The following is a 14,751-nucleotide window of genomic DNA, read 5'->3' as shown; positions in this document are numbered from 1 at the left end:
AGGATGCGGCAACCTTCCGCCATCCGGCTGCGACCGATGGGTGTCATGTACGCACCCGCACTCGCACCCGACAGGGAGCAGCCGATGCGCGACCCCCACAGCATGCGCCGCAGAATCCTGACGGCGACCGTCCCGCTCGCCCTGACCGCCGCCGTCGTCTCCGCCGGGACGGCCGACGGCCGGGCGGGCGCCGCCACCACCGCCGCCACGCCCGCCGCCGCCCCCGCCGCCTGGGCCACCGACACCGCCGACGGTTTCGCCTCCGTCGACGCGCTGGGACAGAACGGCACGTACGGCGGCCGGGACGGCGCCACCGTCACCGTGCGCACCCAGGCCGACCTGGAGAAGTACGCGACGGCCGCCGAGCCGTACGTCATCGTCGTCGCCGGGGCGATCGCGATGTCCCCCGTCGGCAAGGAGATCAAGGTCGCCTCCGACAAGACGATCGTCGGCTCCGGGACGGCCGGGCAGATCGTCGGCGGCGGCTTCTTCCTCGGCACCGGCGTGCACAACGTGATCATCCGGAACCTCACGATCCGGGACACCTACCAGGGCACCTGGAACGACAAGGACCACGACTACGACGCCATCCAGATGGACGGCGCCCACCACGTCTGGATCGACCACAACGACTTCCGGAACATGGCCGACGGTCTGATCGACGTCCGCAAGGACTCCACGAACGTCACCGTGTCCTGGAACGAACTGAGCAACAACAACAAGGCGTTCGGCATCGGCTGGACCGAGAACGTCGTCACCGACATCACGCTCCACCACAACTGGATCCGGGAGACCGAGCAGCGCAACCCGTCCGCCGACAACTGCGCCCACGCGCACCTCTACAACAACTACCTGGAGGACACGCCCGGCACGTCCATCGCGTCCTCCTACGGCAACTACTCCCGCGGCGCCACGTCGATGGTCCTGGAGAACAGCTACTTCCAGGGCTTCACCAATCCCGTCATCAAGGACAGCACCGCCTCGCTGGTCCAGAAGGGCAACGTCTTCTCCTCCACCTCCGGGCGCAACGAGTCCGGCGGCACGGCGTTCGACCCGAAGGCGTACTACGCCTACTCCCTGGACGCCACCGCCAACGTGCCGTCGGTGGTGAAGTCGGGCGCGGGCCCCCGCTCGACGATCGGCACGATGGCGGCGACGGGTGCCGCCGCGACCACCCTCACCGTCGCCAAGGACGGCACCGGCCAGTACACGACCGTGCAGGCCGCGGTGAACGCCGTCCCGGCGGGCAACGCCGCCCGCGTCGTCATCGCCGTCGCGCCGGGCACGTACCGCGAGCTGGTCAAGGTCCCGTCCAACAAGCCGCACGTCACCATCCAGGGCACGGGAGCGTCCCGCAAAGACACGGTGATCGTCTACAACAACGCGGCCGGCACGCAGAAGCCCGACGGTTCGGGCACCTACGGCACCGGCGGCAGCGCGACGGTGGCCGTGGAGGCCGACGACTTCCAGGCCCGCAACCTGTCGATCACGAACGACTTCGACGAGGCCGCCAACCAGTCCCTCTCCGGCCACCAGGCGGTCGCCCTGCGCACCGCCGCCGACAAGGTCTTCCTCGACGGCGTCATCGTCACCGGCGACCAGGACACGCTGCTCCTGGACACCGCCGCCAAGGAGAAGCTCGGCCGGGTCTACGTCTCCAACTCCTACGTCCTCGGCAACGTCGACTTCGTCTTCGGCCGCGCGACGGCGGTGATCGACCGCTCGGTCATCACGCTCCGCAAGCGCTGGGACGGCTCCTCCGCCGGGTACATCACCGCGCCCAGCACGGTCGCTGCCCGCAAGGGCTTCCTGATCACCAACTCGACGGTCAACGGTGACGTGTCCAGCGGTTCCTTCTACCTGGGCCGCCCCTGGCACGCGGGCGGCGACGCCACGCTGGACCCGCAGACGACGGTCCGCGACACTGCCCTCAGCGCGGCGGTCAAAGCAACGCCCTGGACCGACATGAGCGGCTTCTCCTGGAAGGACGACCGCTTCGCCGAGTACAAGAACACCGGCGCGGGCGCGGGCTCGGCCTCCGCCGACCGCCCCTTCCTGACCGACGCGCAGGCGGCCGACCAGGAGCTTACGGACTGGCTCGGCGACTGGACGCCTACGGCATCCTGACATTCCCGAGAAACGCGGCCCAGGCGTCCCGCCCGACGAGGACGACGTCCCCGTCCGGCACTTTGCTGTCCCGGACGGGGACGAGGGTGGGGGTGCCTTCGGCTATCTCGACGCAGTTGGTGCCGCCGCCGTCGCTGTAGGAGGACTTGCGCCAGGTGACGCCGGTCAGGTCGGGTATCCGGTTCATGATCTGCACTCCTTCAGCAGGCGCTTGATGAACGCCGTTGACTCTGCCGGGGTCAGGGCAGCATCCCTGACGAGATCGTAGGACAAACGGAAGCCCATGACCTTGTCCGGATCATCGATCACCTCACCGAAGCCGTTGCCCTCCACGTAAGCCACCGGGTCGCCGCTGCGCTGCCAGAAGAGCCAGAGATGGCTGTCCATGAGAGCGTGCACGCCGGCCGCGTGGGGCAGCACCTGGAGGGCGACGGACGGCAGTTCCGACGCATCCACCAGGTGCGACAGCTGGTCCGCCCAGACTTTGGCGTCGGGGACGGGACGGCGTACCGCACCCTCGTCCAGGATCACGCGCACGCTCGGTGTCGGTTGCCGGTACAACAGCTCCTGCCGTCCCATGCGCGCGGTCACCTGTTCCTCTACTTCAGGCCCGTTGCCGGACGTTGCCCCAGTCCCGGACAACACCGCCCGGGCGTACTCCTCCGTCTGCAACAACCCCGGCACCCGGAGCTGGAACATCCACATGACCCGAGCCGTGTCCTCCAGCTCCATGAACCCCTTGTACGTGTCCTTGAAGACCTCCTTGCGCGCATCCCGCCACAGGCCGACCAGCAGGTCCCCCGAGCCGTGGTACCGGTCCAGGTCCTCCATCACCGCACGCTTGGAGAGCCGTTCGCCCGTCTCCAGGCGGTACAGGTAGCTCTTGTCGTACGACGTCTCCTCGGCCAGTTGCCCGAGCGACTTGCCCGCCTTCTCGCGCAGGAACCGGAGCGTCCGCCCCAGGATCACGCGCTTCGACACCCCGTCGTCCATGCCGCCCCTCTCCCTTGCCTGGCGCACAGACAACGCCGGCCCTCTTCACGAGAGTACGCACAGGCAGTGACAGTTGGACGACGAACCGTAAGCAATCACCCTCCCCCGGAGCGACCTCATGACCCACCGCCTCCTCCCCTGGACCACCCCCGAAGGCAACCCCTGTTACCTCAGCACCGATGGCGGCCCGGACTCCCTGATGTCCCGCGTCGCCGACGACATCGAGGACGCCCAGCTCGCGTCCGGCACCCAGGTGCTGGCCGGGGCCAGAGCCGTACTGGCCGACCAGAAGGCCGGCGAACGCGCCGTCCGCTTCGCGCTGACGCGGGCGGCCGAGTCACTGGAGGACGTCCTGCGGGTGGCGGTCAGCCGGGCAGGGCGGGGGTGAAGGGAACCGACGTGAGCCGGGCGTACGCCCCGCCCCGAGCCACCAGTTCCCCATGCGTCCCCTCCTCCACCAGCCGTCCCCCGTCCACCACCAGGATCCGGTCCGCGTCCGGCGCCAGGGTCAGGTCGTGGGTGATCATCAGCGTCGTACGGCCGGACATCAGGCGGCGCAGGGGCTGGACCACCTGGCGGGCGGCGATCGCGTCGAGGCCGGCGGTGGGCTCGTCGAGGATCAGGACGGGGGACGCGCGCAGCATCGCGCGGGCGATGGTCAGCCGCTTGAGCTGGCCGCCGGAGAGGGCCGCCGTGCCCGGCGAGATCCGCGTCCCGTACCCGTCGGGAAGCGCCGTGATGAAGTCGTGCGCCGCTGCCGCGCGGGCCGCCGCCGCGATCTCCTCGTCCGTCGCGCCCGGCCGCCCGGCCGCGATGTTCTCGCGGACCGTGCCGTGCAGGATCAGGGTCTCCTGGGGAAGGAGGGTGACCTGGTCGCGCAGCCACTCCAGGCCCAGGTGCGGCAGCGGCACGCCGTCCAGGCAGATCACGCCCGCCGTCGGGTCGTAGAACCGGGTCAGCAGCTTGGCCAGCGTCGACTTGCCGGCGCCGCTCGGGCCCGTGACGACGACGAGTTCGCCGGGGCGGGCGGTGAAGGCGACCTCGCTCAGTGAGGGCCGGTCCGCCTCCGGGTAGCGGAAGCTCACGTCGTGGAAGGCGACCCAGCCGCGGACCGGCCCGGGTTCGACGGGGACGGCCGGGTCGGTGACCGCCGGGCGGGCGTCGAGGAGCTCGCCCAGGCGCCGCGCGCCGGCCGTGGCCGCCGTCAGGGTCAGGCCCAGTTGCCCCAGGTTGCGGACCGGCGGGTAGAGGTAGCCGACGAACGCGGCGAAGGCGAGGAGCTGGCCCAGGGTCATGCGGTCGGCGGAGATCTCCCAGACTCCCAGGCCGATCACCGCGAGCACGCACACCGTCTCGACGACCTCGACGAACTGCTCGTACAGCTCGCTGAGCCGCGCGCCGCGCACCGACGCCTTCATCCAGGCGCGGGCCTCGTGGTCGAGCCGGGCCTCCTCCGCGCCGCGCCGGTTGTACGCCTGGGTGAGGACGACGTTGCCGAGGGCCTCCTCCACGACCGAGGTGATCGCGCCGTCCGCGACCCGCTCGTCCGTGGACGCCTCCTTGATGCGGCCGGAGAAGCGGCGGGCGGCCAGCAGGAAGAGGGGGGCGAGGACGAAGGTGGCCACCGCCAGGTCCCACCGCAGATACAGGGCGGCGGCGGCGTAGAAGACGGCCGAGAACAGCGCGGACACGGTGCCCACGACACCCGACACCACCATCTGCTCGATGGCCTCCACGTCCCCCGTCAGCCGTTCCACCAGGTCACCGCGGCGGTGCCGTTGGAAGAAGTGGGGCGGCAGGGACTGGACGTGGCGGAAGACACCCGCCCGCAGGCGCAGCACGAATCTCTCGGCGGTCCAGGTGGCCAGGGAGTTGCCGAGGTAGCCGACGAGCGCGCCGAGCACGGCCACGCCAAGCCAGGCGCCGGCCGGGCCCCAGAAGGCGGCGAGCGAACCGGCCCGCAGAGCGTTGTCGGTCAGCTCCGCGAAGAGCAGGATCGAGGCGGTCTCGGCGAGCGCGGCGACCACCACGCAGGCCACGACGACCACCAGCCAGCGGCGGTCGCCGCGGGTCAGCGGCCAGAAGCGGCGGAACGCCGCGCGGACTTCCCTCATGATCAGTTTCCTCCCGTGGACATGCCCGAGGCGGGGCCCCGGAGCGCGTACGCTCCGGCGGCCCCGCCTCGCGAGCGGCCTCAAGCCCCGGCGGCCTCAAGCCCCGGCGGCTCAGCCCCAGCGGCTCAGCCCTTGCGGCTCAGCCCTGGTGCGACACCGGACGGCGCTTCGGCGCGGCGGCCTTCTTCGCGGCGGGCTTGGCGGCCTTCTTGGCGGCGGGCTTGCGGTTGGCGTTCTTCTTGACGGGGGCGACCTTGTGGAAGCTCATGAGTGTTCCCTCTCTCAGCTGCGGTGTTGGTGAGGTGTGGTGGGCGCGGGGCCGGCTCAGCCCTGGCGGGAGACCGGGCGGCGCTTCGGCGCGGCGGCCTTCTTCGGCGCCGGCTTGGCGGCCTGCTTCGCGGACTTGCGGTTGGTGTTCTTGTTCTTCACCGGCGCGACCTTGTGGAAGCTCATGAGTGTCCCTTTCCCCTACGATTTCTTATGCGTGTTTTATGTGCGTCACCTGGCATCCCATAGGAGCCAAGTATGTGTCAGCCTTTACGGCTGTGAATCAAGATCAGCCCTTGTGCGAGACCGGGCGACGCTTCGGCGCAGCCTTCTTCGCGGCGGGCTTGGCGGCCTTCTTGGCGGTCTGAGCGGCGGGCTTGCGGGTCTTCTTGACCGGGGTGACCTTGTGGAAGCTCATGATGTTCTCCTTCGTAGTTTGCGTTGGTGTCGTTCGCTGTCGACATGGAAAACACTACGGGACGCCAGCCCCGGAAAATGCCGTTTCCGCTGAGACCTCGATTAATTGGAGGTGAGATCAGATTTCACTGGGGAAGGGGAACCGGACGGGGGCTGACACAGAATTTACGCATGAAAAAGCGGGCCCAGGACGGGGTGGACCGTCCCGGACCCGCACGTGGCCCGCTACCGCAGGACCGCTGGACTTACCGCACGACCGTGATCCGGTCCGCCGCCGGCGGCGCGATCGGCGCCGTCGCCGACGAGTTCGCCGTCAGGTACCGCTCCAGCGCCGTCAGGTCGTCCGCGCCGACGACGTCGCCCGTGCCCTGCCCCAGGGTGGTGAACCCGTCACCGCCGCCCGCGAGGAAGCTGTTGGTCGCGACCCGGTAGGTGGCCGCCGGATCGATCGCCGCACCGCCGAGCCGGATCGAGTCGGTCACCACGCGGTCCGCGCCCGTCCTGGTCAGATCCAGCGTGTACGTCAGCCCGTCCGACACCTGGAGGATCTTCGGCGCCGCCTCGTTCGACCCGCTGACCTGCTCCTTGAGCACCTGGATCAGCTGGGCGCCGGTGAAGTCCTGGAGGTTGACCGTGTTGGCGAACGGCTGGACGGTGAACCCCTCCGCGTACGTCACCACCCCGTCGCCCTCGGCCCCGCTCGCCGCGTAGGTCAGGGACGCCCGGACGCCGCCCGGGTTCATCAGCGCGAGGTCGGTCTCCGGGTCCAGCTCCTTGCCGTACGCCAGTTGCGCGTCGGCTATCAGGTCCCCCATCGGCGACTCGGTGCCGGTGGAGCCGATGTCCCCGGAGATGTAGCCGATGGCCCGGTTGCCGATGGGCGCGGCGAGCGCGTTCCACTTGCCGATCAGCGAGGTCAGGTCGGGCGCCTTGGCGACGTCCCGGGTGACCACGTGGTTCGCCGACCGCACGGCCGTACGGGCGATGTCCCCGGTCCGCCGGTCGTAGGTCAGCGTCGTGTCCGTGTACAGGCGGCCGAAGGAGGCCGCCGAGGTGACCATGCGCGGGTTGCCCGCCGGGTCGTCGATCGTGCAGACGTACGCGTTGTGGGTGTGCCCGGTGACCAGCGCGTCCACCTGCGGCGTCACGTTCTTCGCGATGTCGACGATCGGCCCGGAGACGCCGTCCCCGGCCCCCGGCGCGTCACAGTCGTAGTTGTACGAGGAGGAGGCCGGGTAGCCGCCCTCGTGCACGAGCGCCACGATCGACTTCACGCCCTGGCGCTCCAGCACCTTGGCGTACTTGTTGATGGTCTCGACCTCGTCCTTGAAGGCGAGGCCCTTGACGCCCTCCGCCGAGACGATGTCCGGGGTGCCCTCCAGGGTCACGCCGATGAAGCCGACCTTGACGCCGTTCTTCTTCCACACCCAGTAGGGGGCGAGCACCGGCTTGCCGGTCTTCTCGTCGAGCACGTTGGCGGCGAGGTAGGGGAAGTCGGCGCCCTTGAACTCCTTGTCCGTGTAGCAGCCGTCGGTGGGATGGCAGCCGCCGTTCTGGAGCCGGGCCAGCTCGGTGGCGCCCTCGTCGAACTCGTGGTTGCCGACGGACGTGACATCGAGGTCGAGCTTGTTCAGCGCCTCGATGGTCGGCTCGTCGTGGAACAGCCCGGAGATCAGCGGGGAGGCGCCCACCATGTCGCCGCCGGCGGCGGTGATGGAGTACGGGTTGCCCTTACGGGCCTGGCGCAGATGGGTGGCCAGGTACTCGACGCCGCCCGCGTCGATGGTCTCGGTGGTGCCGTCGTCGTGCGTCTCGGTGACGCGCCCGCTGGAGCCGGCCGGCGGCTCCAGGTTGCCGTGCAGGTCGTTGAAGGAGAGGAGCTGGACGTCCTGGTAGCGGCTCTGCTGCCCGGACCCGTGGCCGCCGCCCTTCTCCGCCGCGCCGGCCGGCAGCGCGGCGGCGGCCAGCGAGCCGACGGTGAGGGCGCCGACGGCCACCGCGAGCAGCCGGGTGGTACGGCGTCTGCGGCGCGGATCGCGCGGCGGGTGTACGGAAGTTGTGGCTGACATGCGCCCCCCTGTGGGTGTGCTGAGGACAGGTGGCCGCAGCCTAGGGTCAACGCGCGTAGCGCGACAGTGGGTTACGGGTTACATCCTGGTTTACGCCGCACCCCCGCCGCGCCGCCCCTCTACCCTCGTACGCATGACCAGCGACAACACCCCGAGGCCCGCCGGCCCCCGCGCGATCGACACGTACGACGCCCTGACCGCCGAGCAGATCGAGGCCGTCCTCGGCCTGCTCACGGCGGCCGCCCGCAACGACGGGCAGCAGGCCGTGTCCGAACAGGGCCGGCTCCAGTTGCGGGGGGCCGCCCGCGAAGGCGTCGCCCATCTGCTGCTCACCGTCGACGGCGAACTCGTCGGCTACGCCCAGCTGGAGGACACCGACCCGGTGGAGCCGCCCGCCGCCGAGCTGGTCGTACACCCCTCGCGGCGCGGCCAGGGCCACGGCCGGGCGCTCGGCTCGGCCCTGCTCGCCGCGTCCGGCAAGCGGCTGCGGGCGTGGGCGCACGGCGGGCACTCCGCCGCCCGGCACCTGGCGCAGGTCCTCGGCATGACGCTCTTTCGCGAGCTGCGCCAGCTGCGGCGCCCGCTGGACGGCCTCGACCTGCCCGAGCCGGTGCTGCCGGACGGCGTGACGGTTCGCGCCTTCGTGCCCGGACAGGACGACACCGCCTGGCTGGCCGTGAACGCCGCCGCCTTCGCGCACCACCCCGAGCAGGGCTCGCTCACCCAGCGGGACCTGGACGACCGCGAGGCGGAGCCGTGGTTCGACCCGGCCGGCTTCTTCCTGGCCGAGCGCGCCGGCGAACTCGTCGGCTTCCACTGGACCAAGGTGCACGCGGCGGAGGGGCTGGGCGAGGTGTACGTGGTCGGGGTCCGGCCCGACGCGCAGGGCGGCGGCCTCGGCAAGTCGCTCACCACGATCGGGCTGCGGTACCTGGCGGGGCGCGGGCTGCCCACGGCGATGCTGTACGTGGACGCCGACAACTCGGCGGCGGTGTCCGTGTACGAGCGGCTGGGCTTCACGACGTACGAGACGGACCTGATGTACCGGACGGAGACGTGAGTTCCGGACCCGGACCCGGGACCTGGGACGGGGACGGGGCCCGGCCCTAGGGCCGGGCCCCGCGGGTGGGGGATGAGGCAGATCAGTCGTCGTCGTCGTTGTCGCGACCGCCGATCTCGAGCGGGAACCTCTCGATCGTGGCGACGACCCGGTCGGAGTCGTCGCGGTCGGAGTCGTCCCGGTCGTACAGGTCGACGGCGCGCCGCAGCCGGTACTCGTCGTCCCGGTCCGGCGGGAACCGGTCCAGGTCATTGGCGCGGAGCCGGGCCGGCTCCCTGGTCCGCAGGACCCGCCGCCGGCGGGCCTCCGCGTCGGCCCCCTCCGCACCGGCCGCCTGCTCGCCGGACGCGTCCCAGCCCCGGCGGCCGAGGGTCACCCGCAGGCCGAGCGCCAGCAGGTGCTCGAGCCGGTCGTCGTCGGTGAGCCGGATCAGGTTGTCCCGGTCGTCGTCGTGGTCGTCGTCCCGGTCGTCGTCCAGCTCGACGACGATCTCGCCGAGCAGGTCGGAACCGGCGGACTCGGGGTTCCCGGTCATCCGGAACCGGGTGACGACCGCCCGGACGGTCCGGTCCCGGTCGCGGTCCCGGTCGTCGTCGTCATCGGTGTCGCGGATCTCGAACCGCACGTGACCGCGCAGGTCGACGGTGTAGGTGGAGTCGCCGTCCTCGATCCGGGTGCCCTCGGCGGACACGCTCCGGTCGTAGGAGGCTCCGGGGGATGGAAGCCTGGCCATGAAATCCTCCCGAACTGGGCGATTGTTGGTGCCCTGACAACCCCCTGATGCCCGACCGTCAATCCCGCAGACGGAAGACGCCACACACTCAACCAAACGAGTTAAAAGTAGTACAAGGCCGTCATGTTCGGCATGGTCGGCGATGCCCGGCCTCACGGGTGCACACGCCCCACACGCCCACCGCCACCACCAGGACGACGGCCCACCGGTCGTGCGACGCGGACCAGCGCGGATCGCCGGCCTGGACGAACATCGCCCAGTGGGCCGGCACCAGCGGCGGACCGGCGACCGCCGCGCCCAGCAGGCCGACCGCCACCCCCCGCCCGGGCCGCGTCCGGTCGGTCAGCCGCACCGCGACCGCCGCGCCGGCGAACCCCAGCAGCGCCACCGCCGCCGCCTCCAGGGTGACGGCGGCCACCGGCGGCCGTACCTCGGCCGGTACCAGGAGCAGCACCGCCGCCCACCACACCACGACCGGCGGCGCGACCAGGGCCGCGCGCAGCGCCTGCCGCACCGGGCGCGGCGCCGGGACGGCGGCCGTGGTGTGCCGGGCCGGGTCGTCCAGGAGGAACGCCAGCCCCAGCCCGGCCGCCAGGGCGGCGCCCCGCAGCGCGAACAGCACCGACCCGGCCGCCGGTTCGCGGTCCGCCCACCCCGCCGTCGCGACCAGCAGCAGCCCCGCGCCGCCGGCCGCGCCCAGGGCCCGCCAGGGCACCGTCCGGGCCACCGGCCGCACCAGCTCCCGCGTCATCCCTCGCACACGTCCGCCTTCACCGCTCCGGAGACCCCCAGCAGTTCGGCGGCGCGGGCCGTCGCCACCCCGGGGGAGGTCAGCTCGTCCCAGTGCGCGCGCACCTTCGCCCCCACCCCGTCCCGGTCCCGCTCCAGCAGCCGCCGTACCACGTCGGTCTGACCCGCCGTCATCTGGAGCGGATCGGTCGGCGCCAGGACGACCGCCGACCCCTCGACGCTGTCGTCGAGGCGGACCCGGCGCAGCGCGTCCAGCTCGTCGTCCTGCCAGCTCAGCGCCAGCCACATGATGGTCACCATCCGTCCGTCGCAGACCACGCCGGCTTCCCGCTCGCTGCCGGTGACCAGCACGGCGGCCACGGCGGCGGAGAACTCCGGCACCCGGTTGCCGCCCCAGTCGGTGCCGACGGTCACCTGGTCGCGGCGGGTGGCCGGTTCGATCGCGACGTCGGTGTACGGGCCGTAGCGGGCGTCGATCCGCTGCCGTACGAGCAGCGGCCGGTCGTGCGCGGAGCCGCCGGCCAGCGACCGGACCCGGTGCACCACCTCGGCCCAGGCGCCCGTCCGCGGCGTCCACTCCGGGAAGGCGCAGTACGTCGAACCGTCCCGCGTCACGCACCGCTGTTCCTTCTCGGGGGCGACCGAGACCCGCTCCCGGGCCGCGACCAGCGCCGCGGACTCGCCGCCCAGCTGCGCGACGCCGCCCACCAGCCCCATCGCCAGCGTCACCGCGAGACCGGCGGTCACCGTCACGCCCCGGCCGCCGGCGACCAGCACACTCAGGAACGCCAGGAAGAGGGCGAGGCCCACCAGGTACAGGGCGTGCCAGGCGGCCGGGCGGCCCAGCAGGTCGGAGGGCAGGGTCGTGGCGGTGACCCCGGGCACCACCGGGCCCAGCCAGGCCCCGTCGTCCCCGCCGACCGGGAACGGACCGTCCACGCAGGTGAGCAGGTACAGCACGGCGGCGAGCGGCGCCGCCCACGCCGAGCGCACCAGCCGGGCCAGCAGGACGCCGGCCGCCCCGAGCAGCAGCACGGTCAGCGGTCCGACCAGCAACTCGGCCGGCGAACCGTGCCCGACCGCCCCCGGCTTCAGCGCCTCCCAGCCGAACTGCCAGGCCACGAACAACGCGGTGAGCAGCACGACCGGCACGAGCGACAGCAGATGCGCGGCCGTGCGCCGCCCGGGCGACAGGACCAGCGCCCCGAACCACTCGGCGGTGCCGTGCCGGTGGGACCGCAGCGCGGCGAAGTTGGCGGCCAGCAGTACGGCGAACCCGATCAGCAGCGGCCCGCTCTGGGTGGCGCGGTCGGCGTTCTGGAGCGCCGGGAAACCGTCCCAGGAATCCCGGGTCCGCCACACCACCCATGCCGCGTACAGCACGAAGCAGACCACCACCACCGCACTCCGCGACAACCGCCGGGCCTCGACCCGGGCCAGGGCGTACACGGCCGGTACGCCGCCGCCCGCGGCCGCCTCCCGCACGGCCGCCGGCGACTCCTCGACCACAGCGCTCACGCCGCCACCCCCGAACCCGCGTCCGTGCCGTCGAGCACGAACAGGTAACCGTCCTCCAGCGTCGGTTCGACCAGCTCGGCCCCGGCCGGCGGATCCCCGACATGCCGGAACTCCCCCGTCCCCGTACGCCACCCGGCCCGCGCCCCGGCGTCCCGCCGCTCGCTGCGCCACACCCGCCCCGCCGCCCGCGCGGTCAGCTCGGCCGGCGTCCCGTCGAACCGGACGGTGCCCTCGGCCATCACCAGCACCCGCCGGCACAGCATGGCGACGTCCTCCGTCTGATGGGTGGACAGCAGGACGGTCCGCCCTTCCCCCGCCTGCGCGATCAGCTCCCTGAACCGCATCCGCTGCTCGGGATCGAGCCCGACGGTCGGCTCGTCCAGCACCAGGAACCCCGGTTCCCCGACCAGCGCCGCGGCCAGCGCGACCCGCTGCCGCATCCCCCCGGACAACTTCTTGATCCGCCGTCCCCGCAGTTCCTCCAGCCCGACCTGCTCCAGCACCCGCCGCACCGCACGGTGGCGCGCGCCCCGGTCGGTCATCTCCTTCAGGATCGCCACGTAGTCCACGAACTCGAAGGCGGTGAACCCCGTATGGAACCCGGGCGTCTGCGGCAGATACCCCAGCCGCCGCCGCACTTCCCGCCGCCCGCCCGCGGTCGCCGGATCATGCCCGAGCACGGTGAACGCCCCGCGGTCCGCGGGCACCGCGGTCGCCAGCACCCGCAACAGGGACGTCTTCCCGGCCCCGTTGGGCCCCAGCAGCCCGGTGACCCCGGGCGACAGTCGCAGCGAGACGTCGTCGAGCGCGCGAGTCCCCCCGTAACGCAGACTCACCCCGGAGGCAGAAACCGTACAAGCAGCAGCAGACATGCGGAACTCCCACAACCCAGACAGCAATTGGCGAATCAACGAACAGCCGCCGACCGGTCGAACCGGTCCCGCAGCAGGAACAGCACCCCGGCCCCGGCCACGGCGACGACGGCGCACACGCCCTGCCCGGCCGCCGTGAACGGCGCGAGCGGCGCGCCGCCGGACTCCCGTACCGCCTTCGCGACCAGCAGCAGCGCGACCCACCCCCCGCCGACCACCGAGGGCGCGACCACCGGCCCCAGCCGCGGCGTCAGCGCCAGCCCGGCCCCGGTCAGCGCCAGCGCGGGCAGCAGCCAGGCCAGCGCCGACAGCCCGTATCCGGGCAGTGCGAGCGTGGCCAGCCCGTTCAGCGCGACCCCCACCCCCAGCACGGCGACCGTACGGATCATCAGCAGCCGGAACCCGTGCAGCGGCGCCACCACCGCGATCTCGTACGTGGGGTCGAGGGCGGGCCCGTACGACAGCGCCACGCCCAGCAGCGGCAGCAGCGGCGCCAGTGCCAGGAAGAGGGTGGGCGATCCGCCGGGCGACCCGGCCGCCGTCACCACCGCCACGCACATCACCAGCACGCCCGCCACCGCCCCCAGCCACGACCCGCGCAGCCCGGGCGTGGCCGCCAGCAGCCGAGCCGTGTGATCCGGCACCCCCGCCCGCACCAGCAGCCCCTCGAACCACCCGGCCCGCGGCGCGTCCAGCTCGGCGTCGAGCCGCTCCCACCCCGCCTCGACCCGCTCCGGATCGACCACCCCGGCGAGCGCCGCACGGCACACCGCGCAGCCCGCCAGGTGAGCGTCGACAGACCACACCGCCGGAGCCACCAGCCCACCCCCCGCGTAGGCCCGCAGCTCCTGCGCACCCACGTGCCAGCCGCCGTCACCGATGTCCGCCGTCATGCCAGCGCCTCCCGCAGTTGCTTGCGGGCCCGCATCGCCCGCGTCTTGACCGTGCCCGGCGGAATACCGAGCAGGACGGCGGCCTCGCGGGTGGTCAGCCCGTCGACGACCGTCGCCTGGAGCACCGCCCGCAGCTCGGGCGAGAGCCGTACCAGCGCACCCGCCAGATCCCCGTGCTCGACCCCGGCGAGCACCCGCTCCTCCGCCGAGACCTCCTCCCGGTGCCGCAGCCGCCCCAGCGCCTGCCGCAGCCGCCCCCGCGCCCCGTCCCCCCGCAGCACGTCGATCAGCCGCCGCGACCCGATCCGCCACAGCCACCCGGCGACGTCCCCGTCCGCCCGGTACCGCGCGCTGCCGCGCCACACCGCGAGGAAGGTCTCCTGCACCACGTCGTCGACGACCCCCGGATCGGCACAGCGCCCCCGCAGCCGGGCCGTCAGCCACGGCGCGTACCGCCGGTACAGCTCCTCGAAGGCCCGCCGGTCACCCTCACCCGCGACGGCCCGCAACAGCTCCCCGTCGCTTCTCGTTCCGCTCACGCCCCTTTCATCGCACAAGCCCCCTCACCCGGTTCACAAGCCCCCCCGGGCCCCCCGGGCCGGTGGGCGGCCGCCCGACAACGGGAGCGGGCCGTGGGGGTACGGCGCAGCCCGCCGCTTACGCGGTCGCAACGAACAGAACCCCTCCCCCCAACCCGGGCGTCCGTCGGCGGCGGGCTCGCCGTACCCCCACGGCCCCGACCCACCCACCCACCGCCCCGCCACCCACCGCCCCACTGCCCCACCACCCCGCCGCGAGGCGCCCCCCGCACCCCCAAGCCGCCCCCCGCTATCCCCCACGCCATCTCCCCGTAACCACCGATTCAGACAAGCTTGCAACGCTCACCGAATGAAGCCCGTGCTCCCACCCGCGACGTCCGACGCGCCTGTCTCGCCGAC

General features: G+C 72.5%; 16 protein-coding genes. 3 read left to right on the top strand and 13 right to left on the bottom strand.

All coding sequences use genetic code 11. The features are described from left to right. Nucleotides 1-84: 84 nt before the first annotated feature. On the top strand, nucleotides 85-2,127 hold the full coding sequence (locus AB0G32_RS00200; RefSeq protein WP_361155941.1) for a pectinesterase family protein: 2,043 nt from the start codon (nucleotides 85-87) through the stop codon (nucleotides 2,125-2,127). On the opposite strand, the gene AB0G32_RS00195 is transcribed toward AB0G32_RS00200, so the two are convergent. Continuing rightward, nucleotides 2,114-2,314: a DUF397 domain-containing protein gene (locus AB0G32_RS00195; RefSeq protein WP_361155938.1), complete on the bottom strand. Its 201-nt coding sequence runs from the start codon at nucleotides 2,312-2,314 to the stop codon at nucleotides 2,114-2,116. The genes AB0G32_RS00200 and AB0G32_RS00195 overlap by 14 nt on opposite strands. Continuing rightward, complete coding sequence (locus AB0G32_RS00190) at nucleotides 2,311-3,120, bottom strand: helix-turn-helix transcriptional regulator (RefSeq protein WP_361155935.1); 810 nt, start codon at nucleotides 3,118-3,120, stop codon at nucleotides 2,311-2,313. Before AB0G32_RS00190 ends, AB0G32_RS00195 begins: the two co-directional genes overlap by 4 nt. Before the next feature lie 118 nt (nucleotides 3,121-3,238). Here AB0G32_RS00190 and AB0G32_RS00185 point away from each other — a divergent pair, with 118 nt between their 5' ends. Continuing rightward, the gene (locus AB0G32_RS00185; protein WP_361155932.1) at nucleotides 3,239-3,508 is read left to right on the top strand and encodes a hypothetical protein; all 270 of its coding nucleotides are present in this window, start codon (nucleotides 3,239-3,241) and stop codon (nucleotides 3,506-3,508) included. Here AB0G32_RS00185 and AB0G32_RS00180 read toward each other — a convergent pair. The 5 genes from AB0G32_RS00180 to AB0G32_RS00160 all read right to left on the bottom strand — a co-directional run bounded on the left by AB0G32_RS00180 (nucleotide 3,486) and on the right by AB0G32_RS00160 (nucleotide 7,987). Continuing rightward, on the bottom strand, nucleotides 3,486-5,234 hold the full coding sequence (locus AB0G32_RS00180) for an ABC transporter ATP-binding protein (RefSeq protein ID WP_361155929.1): 1,749 nt from the start codon (nucleotides 5,232-5,234) through the stop codon (nucleotides 3,486-3,488). The genes AB0G32_RS00185 and AB0G32_RS00180 overlap by 23 nt on opposite strands. Nucleotides 5,235-5,373: 139 nt before the next feature. Beyond that, nucleotides 5,374-5,502, bottom strand: coding sequence for a hypothetical protein (locus AB0G32_RS00175; protein ID WP_361155926.1), 129 nt, complete (start codon nucleotides 5,500-5,502; stop codon nucleotides 5,374-5,376). Between the two features lie 56 nt (nucleotides 5,503-5,558). Beyond that, nucleotides 5,559-5,687 carry a hypothetical protein gene (locus tag AB0G32_RS00170; protein WP_361155923.1) on the bottom strand — a complete coding sequence of 43 codons (129 nt, stop codon included), beginning with the start codon at nucleotides 5,685-5,687 and terminating at the stop codon, nucleotides 5,559-5,561. A 103-nt stretch (nucleotides 5,688-5,790) separates the two neighbouring features. After that, a complete protein-coding gene (locus AB0G32_RS00165) occupies nucleotides 5,791-5,919 on the bottom strand; it encodes a hypothetical protein (RefSeq protein WP_361155921.1) in 129 nt (42 codons plus the stop codon). Between the two features lie 244 nt (nucleotides 5,920-6,163). Beyond that, a complete protein-coding gene (locus tag AB0G32_RS00160; protein ID WP_361155918.1) occupies nucleotides 6,164-7,987 on the bottom strand; it encodes a bifunctional metallophosphatase/5'-nucleotidase in 1,824 nt (607 codons plus the stop codon). Between the two features lie 133 nt (nucleotides 7,988-8,120). Between AB0G32_RS00160 and mshD the strand changes: the two genes are divergently transcribed. Then, nucleotides 8,121-9,047 (top strand): mycothiol synthase, encoded by a 927-nt coding sequence (gene mshD, locus AB0G32_RS00155; protein ID WP_361155916.1) that lies wholly within the window; start codon nucleotides 8,121-8,123, stop codon nucleotides 9,045-9,047. 82 nt (nucleotides 9,048-9,129) lie between these two features. Here the strand turns inward: mshD and AB0G32_RS00150 are convergent, their stop codons facing one another. The 6 genes from AB0G32_RS00150 to AB0G32_RS00125 form a co-directional block, all read right to left on the bottom strand. Then, nucleotides 9,130-9,780 (bottom strand): hypothetical protein, encoded by a 651-nt coding sequence (locus AB0G32_RS00150; protein WP_361155913.1) that lies wholly within the window; start codon nucleotides 9,778-9,780, stop codon nucleotides 9,130-9,132. A 121-nt stretch (nucleotides 9,781-9,901) separates the two neighbouring features. Then, a complete protein-coding gene (locus tag AB0G32_RS00145; RefSeq protein ID WP_361157108.1) occupies nucleotides 9,902-10,531 on the bottom strand; it encodes an ABC transporter in 630 nt (209 codons plus the stop codon). Continuing rightward, entirely contained in the window at nucleotides 10,528-12,039 is a 1,512-nt protein-coding gene (locus AB0G32_RS00140) for an ABC transporter permease (RefSeq protein ID WP_361157105.1), read from the bottom strand. Before AB0G32_RS00140 ends, AB0G32_RS00145 begins: the two co-directional genes overlap by 4 nt. 5 nt (nucleotides 12,040-12,044) lie before the next feature. Next, nucleotides 12,045-12,920: an ABC transporter ATP-binding protein gene (locus AB0G32_RS00135; RefSeq protein WP_361155911.1), complete on the bottom strand. Its 876-nt coding sequence runs from the start codon at nucleotides 12,918-12,920 to the stop codon at nucleotides 12,045-12,047. A 35-nt stretch (nucleotides 12,921-12,955) separates the two neighbouring features. Beyond that, complete coding sequence (locus tag AB0G32_RS00130) at nucleotides 12,956-13,813, bottom strand: zf-HC2 domain-containing protein (protein WP_361155909.1); 858 nt, start codon at nucleotides 13,811-13,813, stop codon at nucleotides 12,956-12,958. Beyond that, complete coding sequence (locus tag AB0G32_RS00125; protein WP_361155907.1) at nucleotides 13,810-14,352, bottom strand: RNA polymerase sigma factor; 543 nt, start codon at nucleotides 14,350-14,352, stop codon at nucleotides 13,810-13,812. The genes AB0G32_RS00130 and AB0G32_RS00125 overlap by 4 nt, the downstream gene beginning before the upstream one ends. Between the last annotated feature and the right edge of the window lie 399 nt (nucleotides 14,353-14,751).

The sequence above is a fragment of the Streptomyces sp. NPDC023723 genome (assembly GCF_040639815.1).
In the GTDB taxonomy this organism is placed as follows: Bacteria; Actinomycetota; Actinomycetes; order Streptomycetales; family Streptomycetaceae; genus Streptomyces.
Note: the sequence above shows the minus strand (reverse complement) of the source record. Positions and strands in the feature narration are given on the sequence as shown.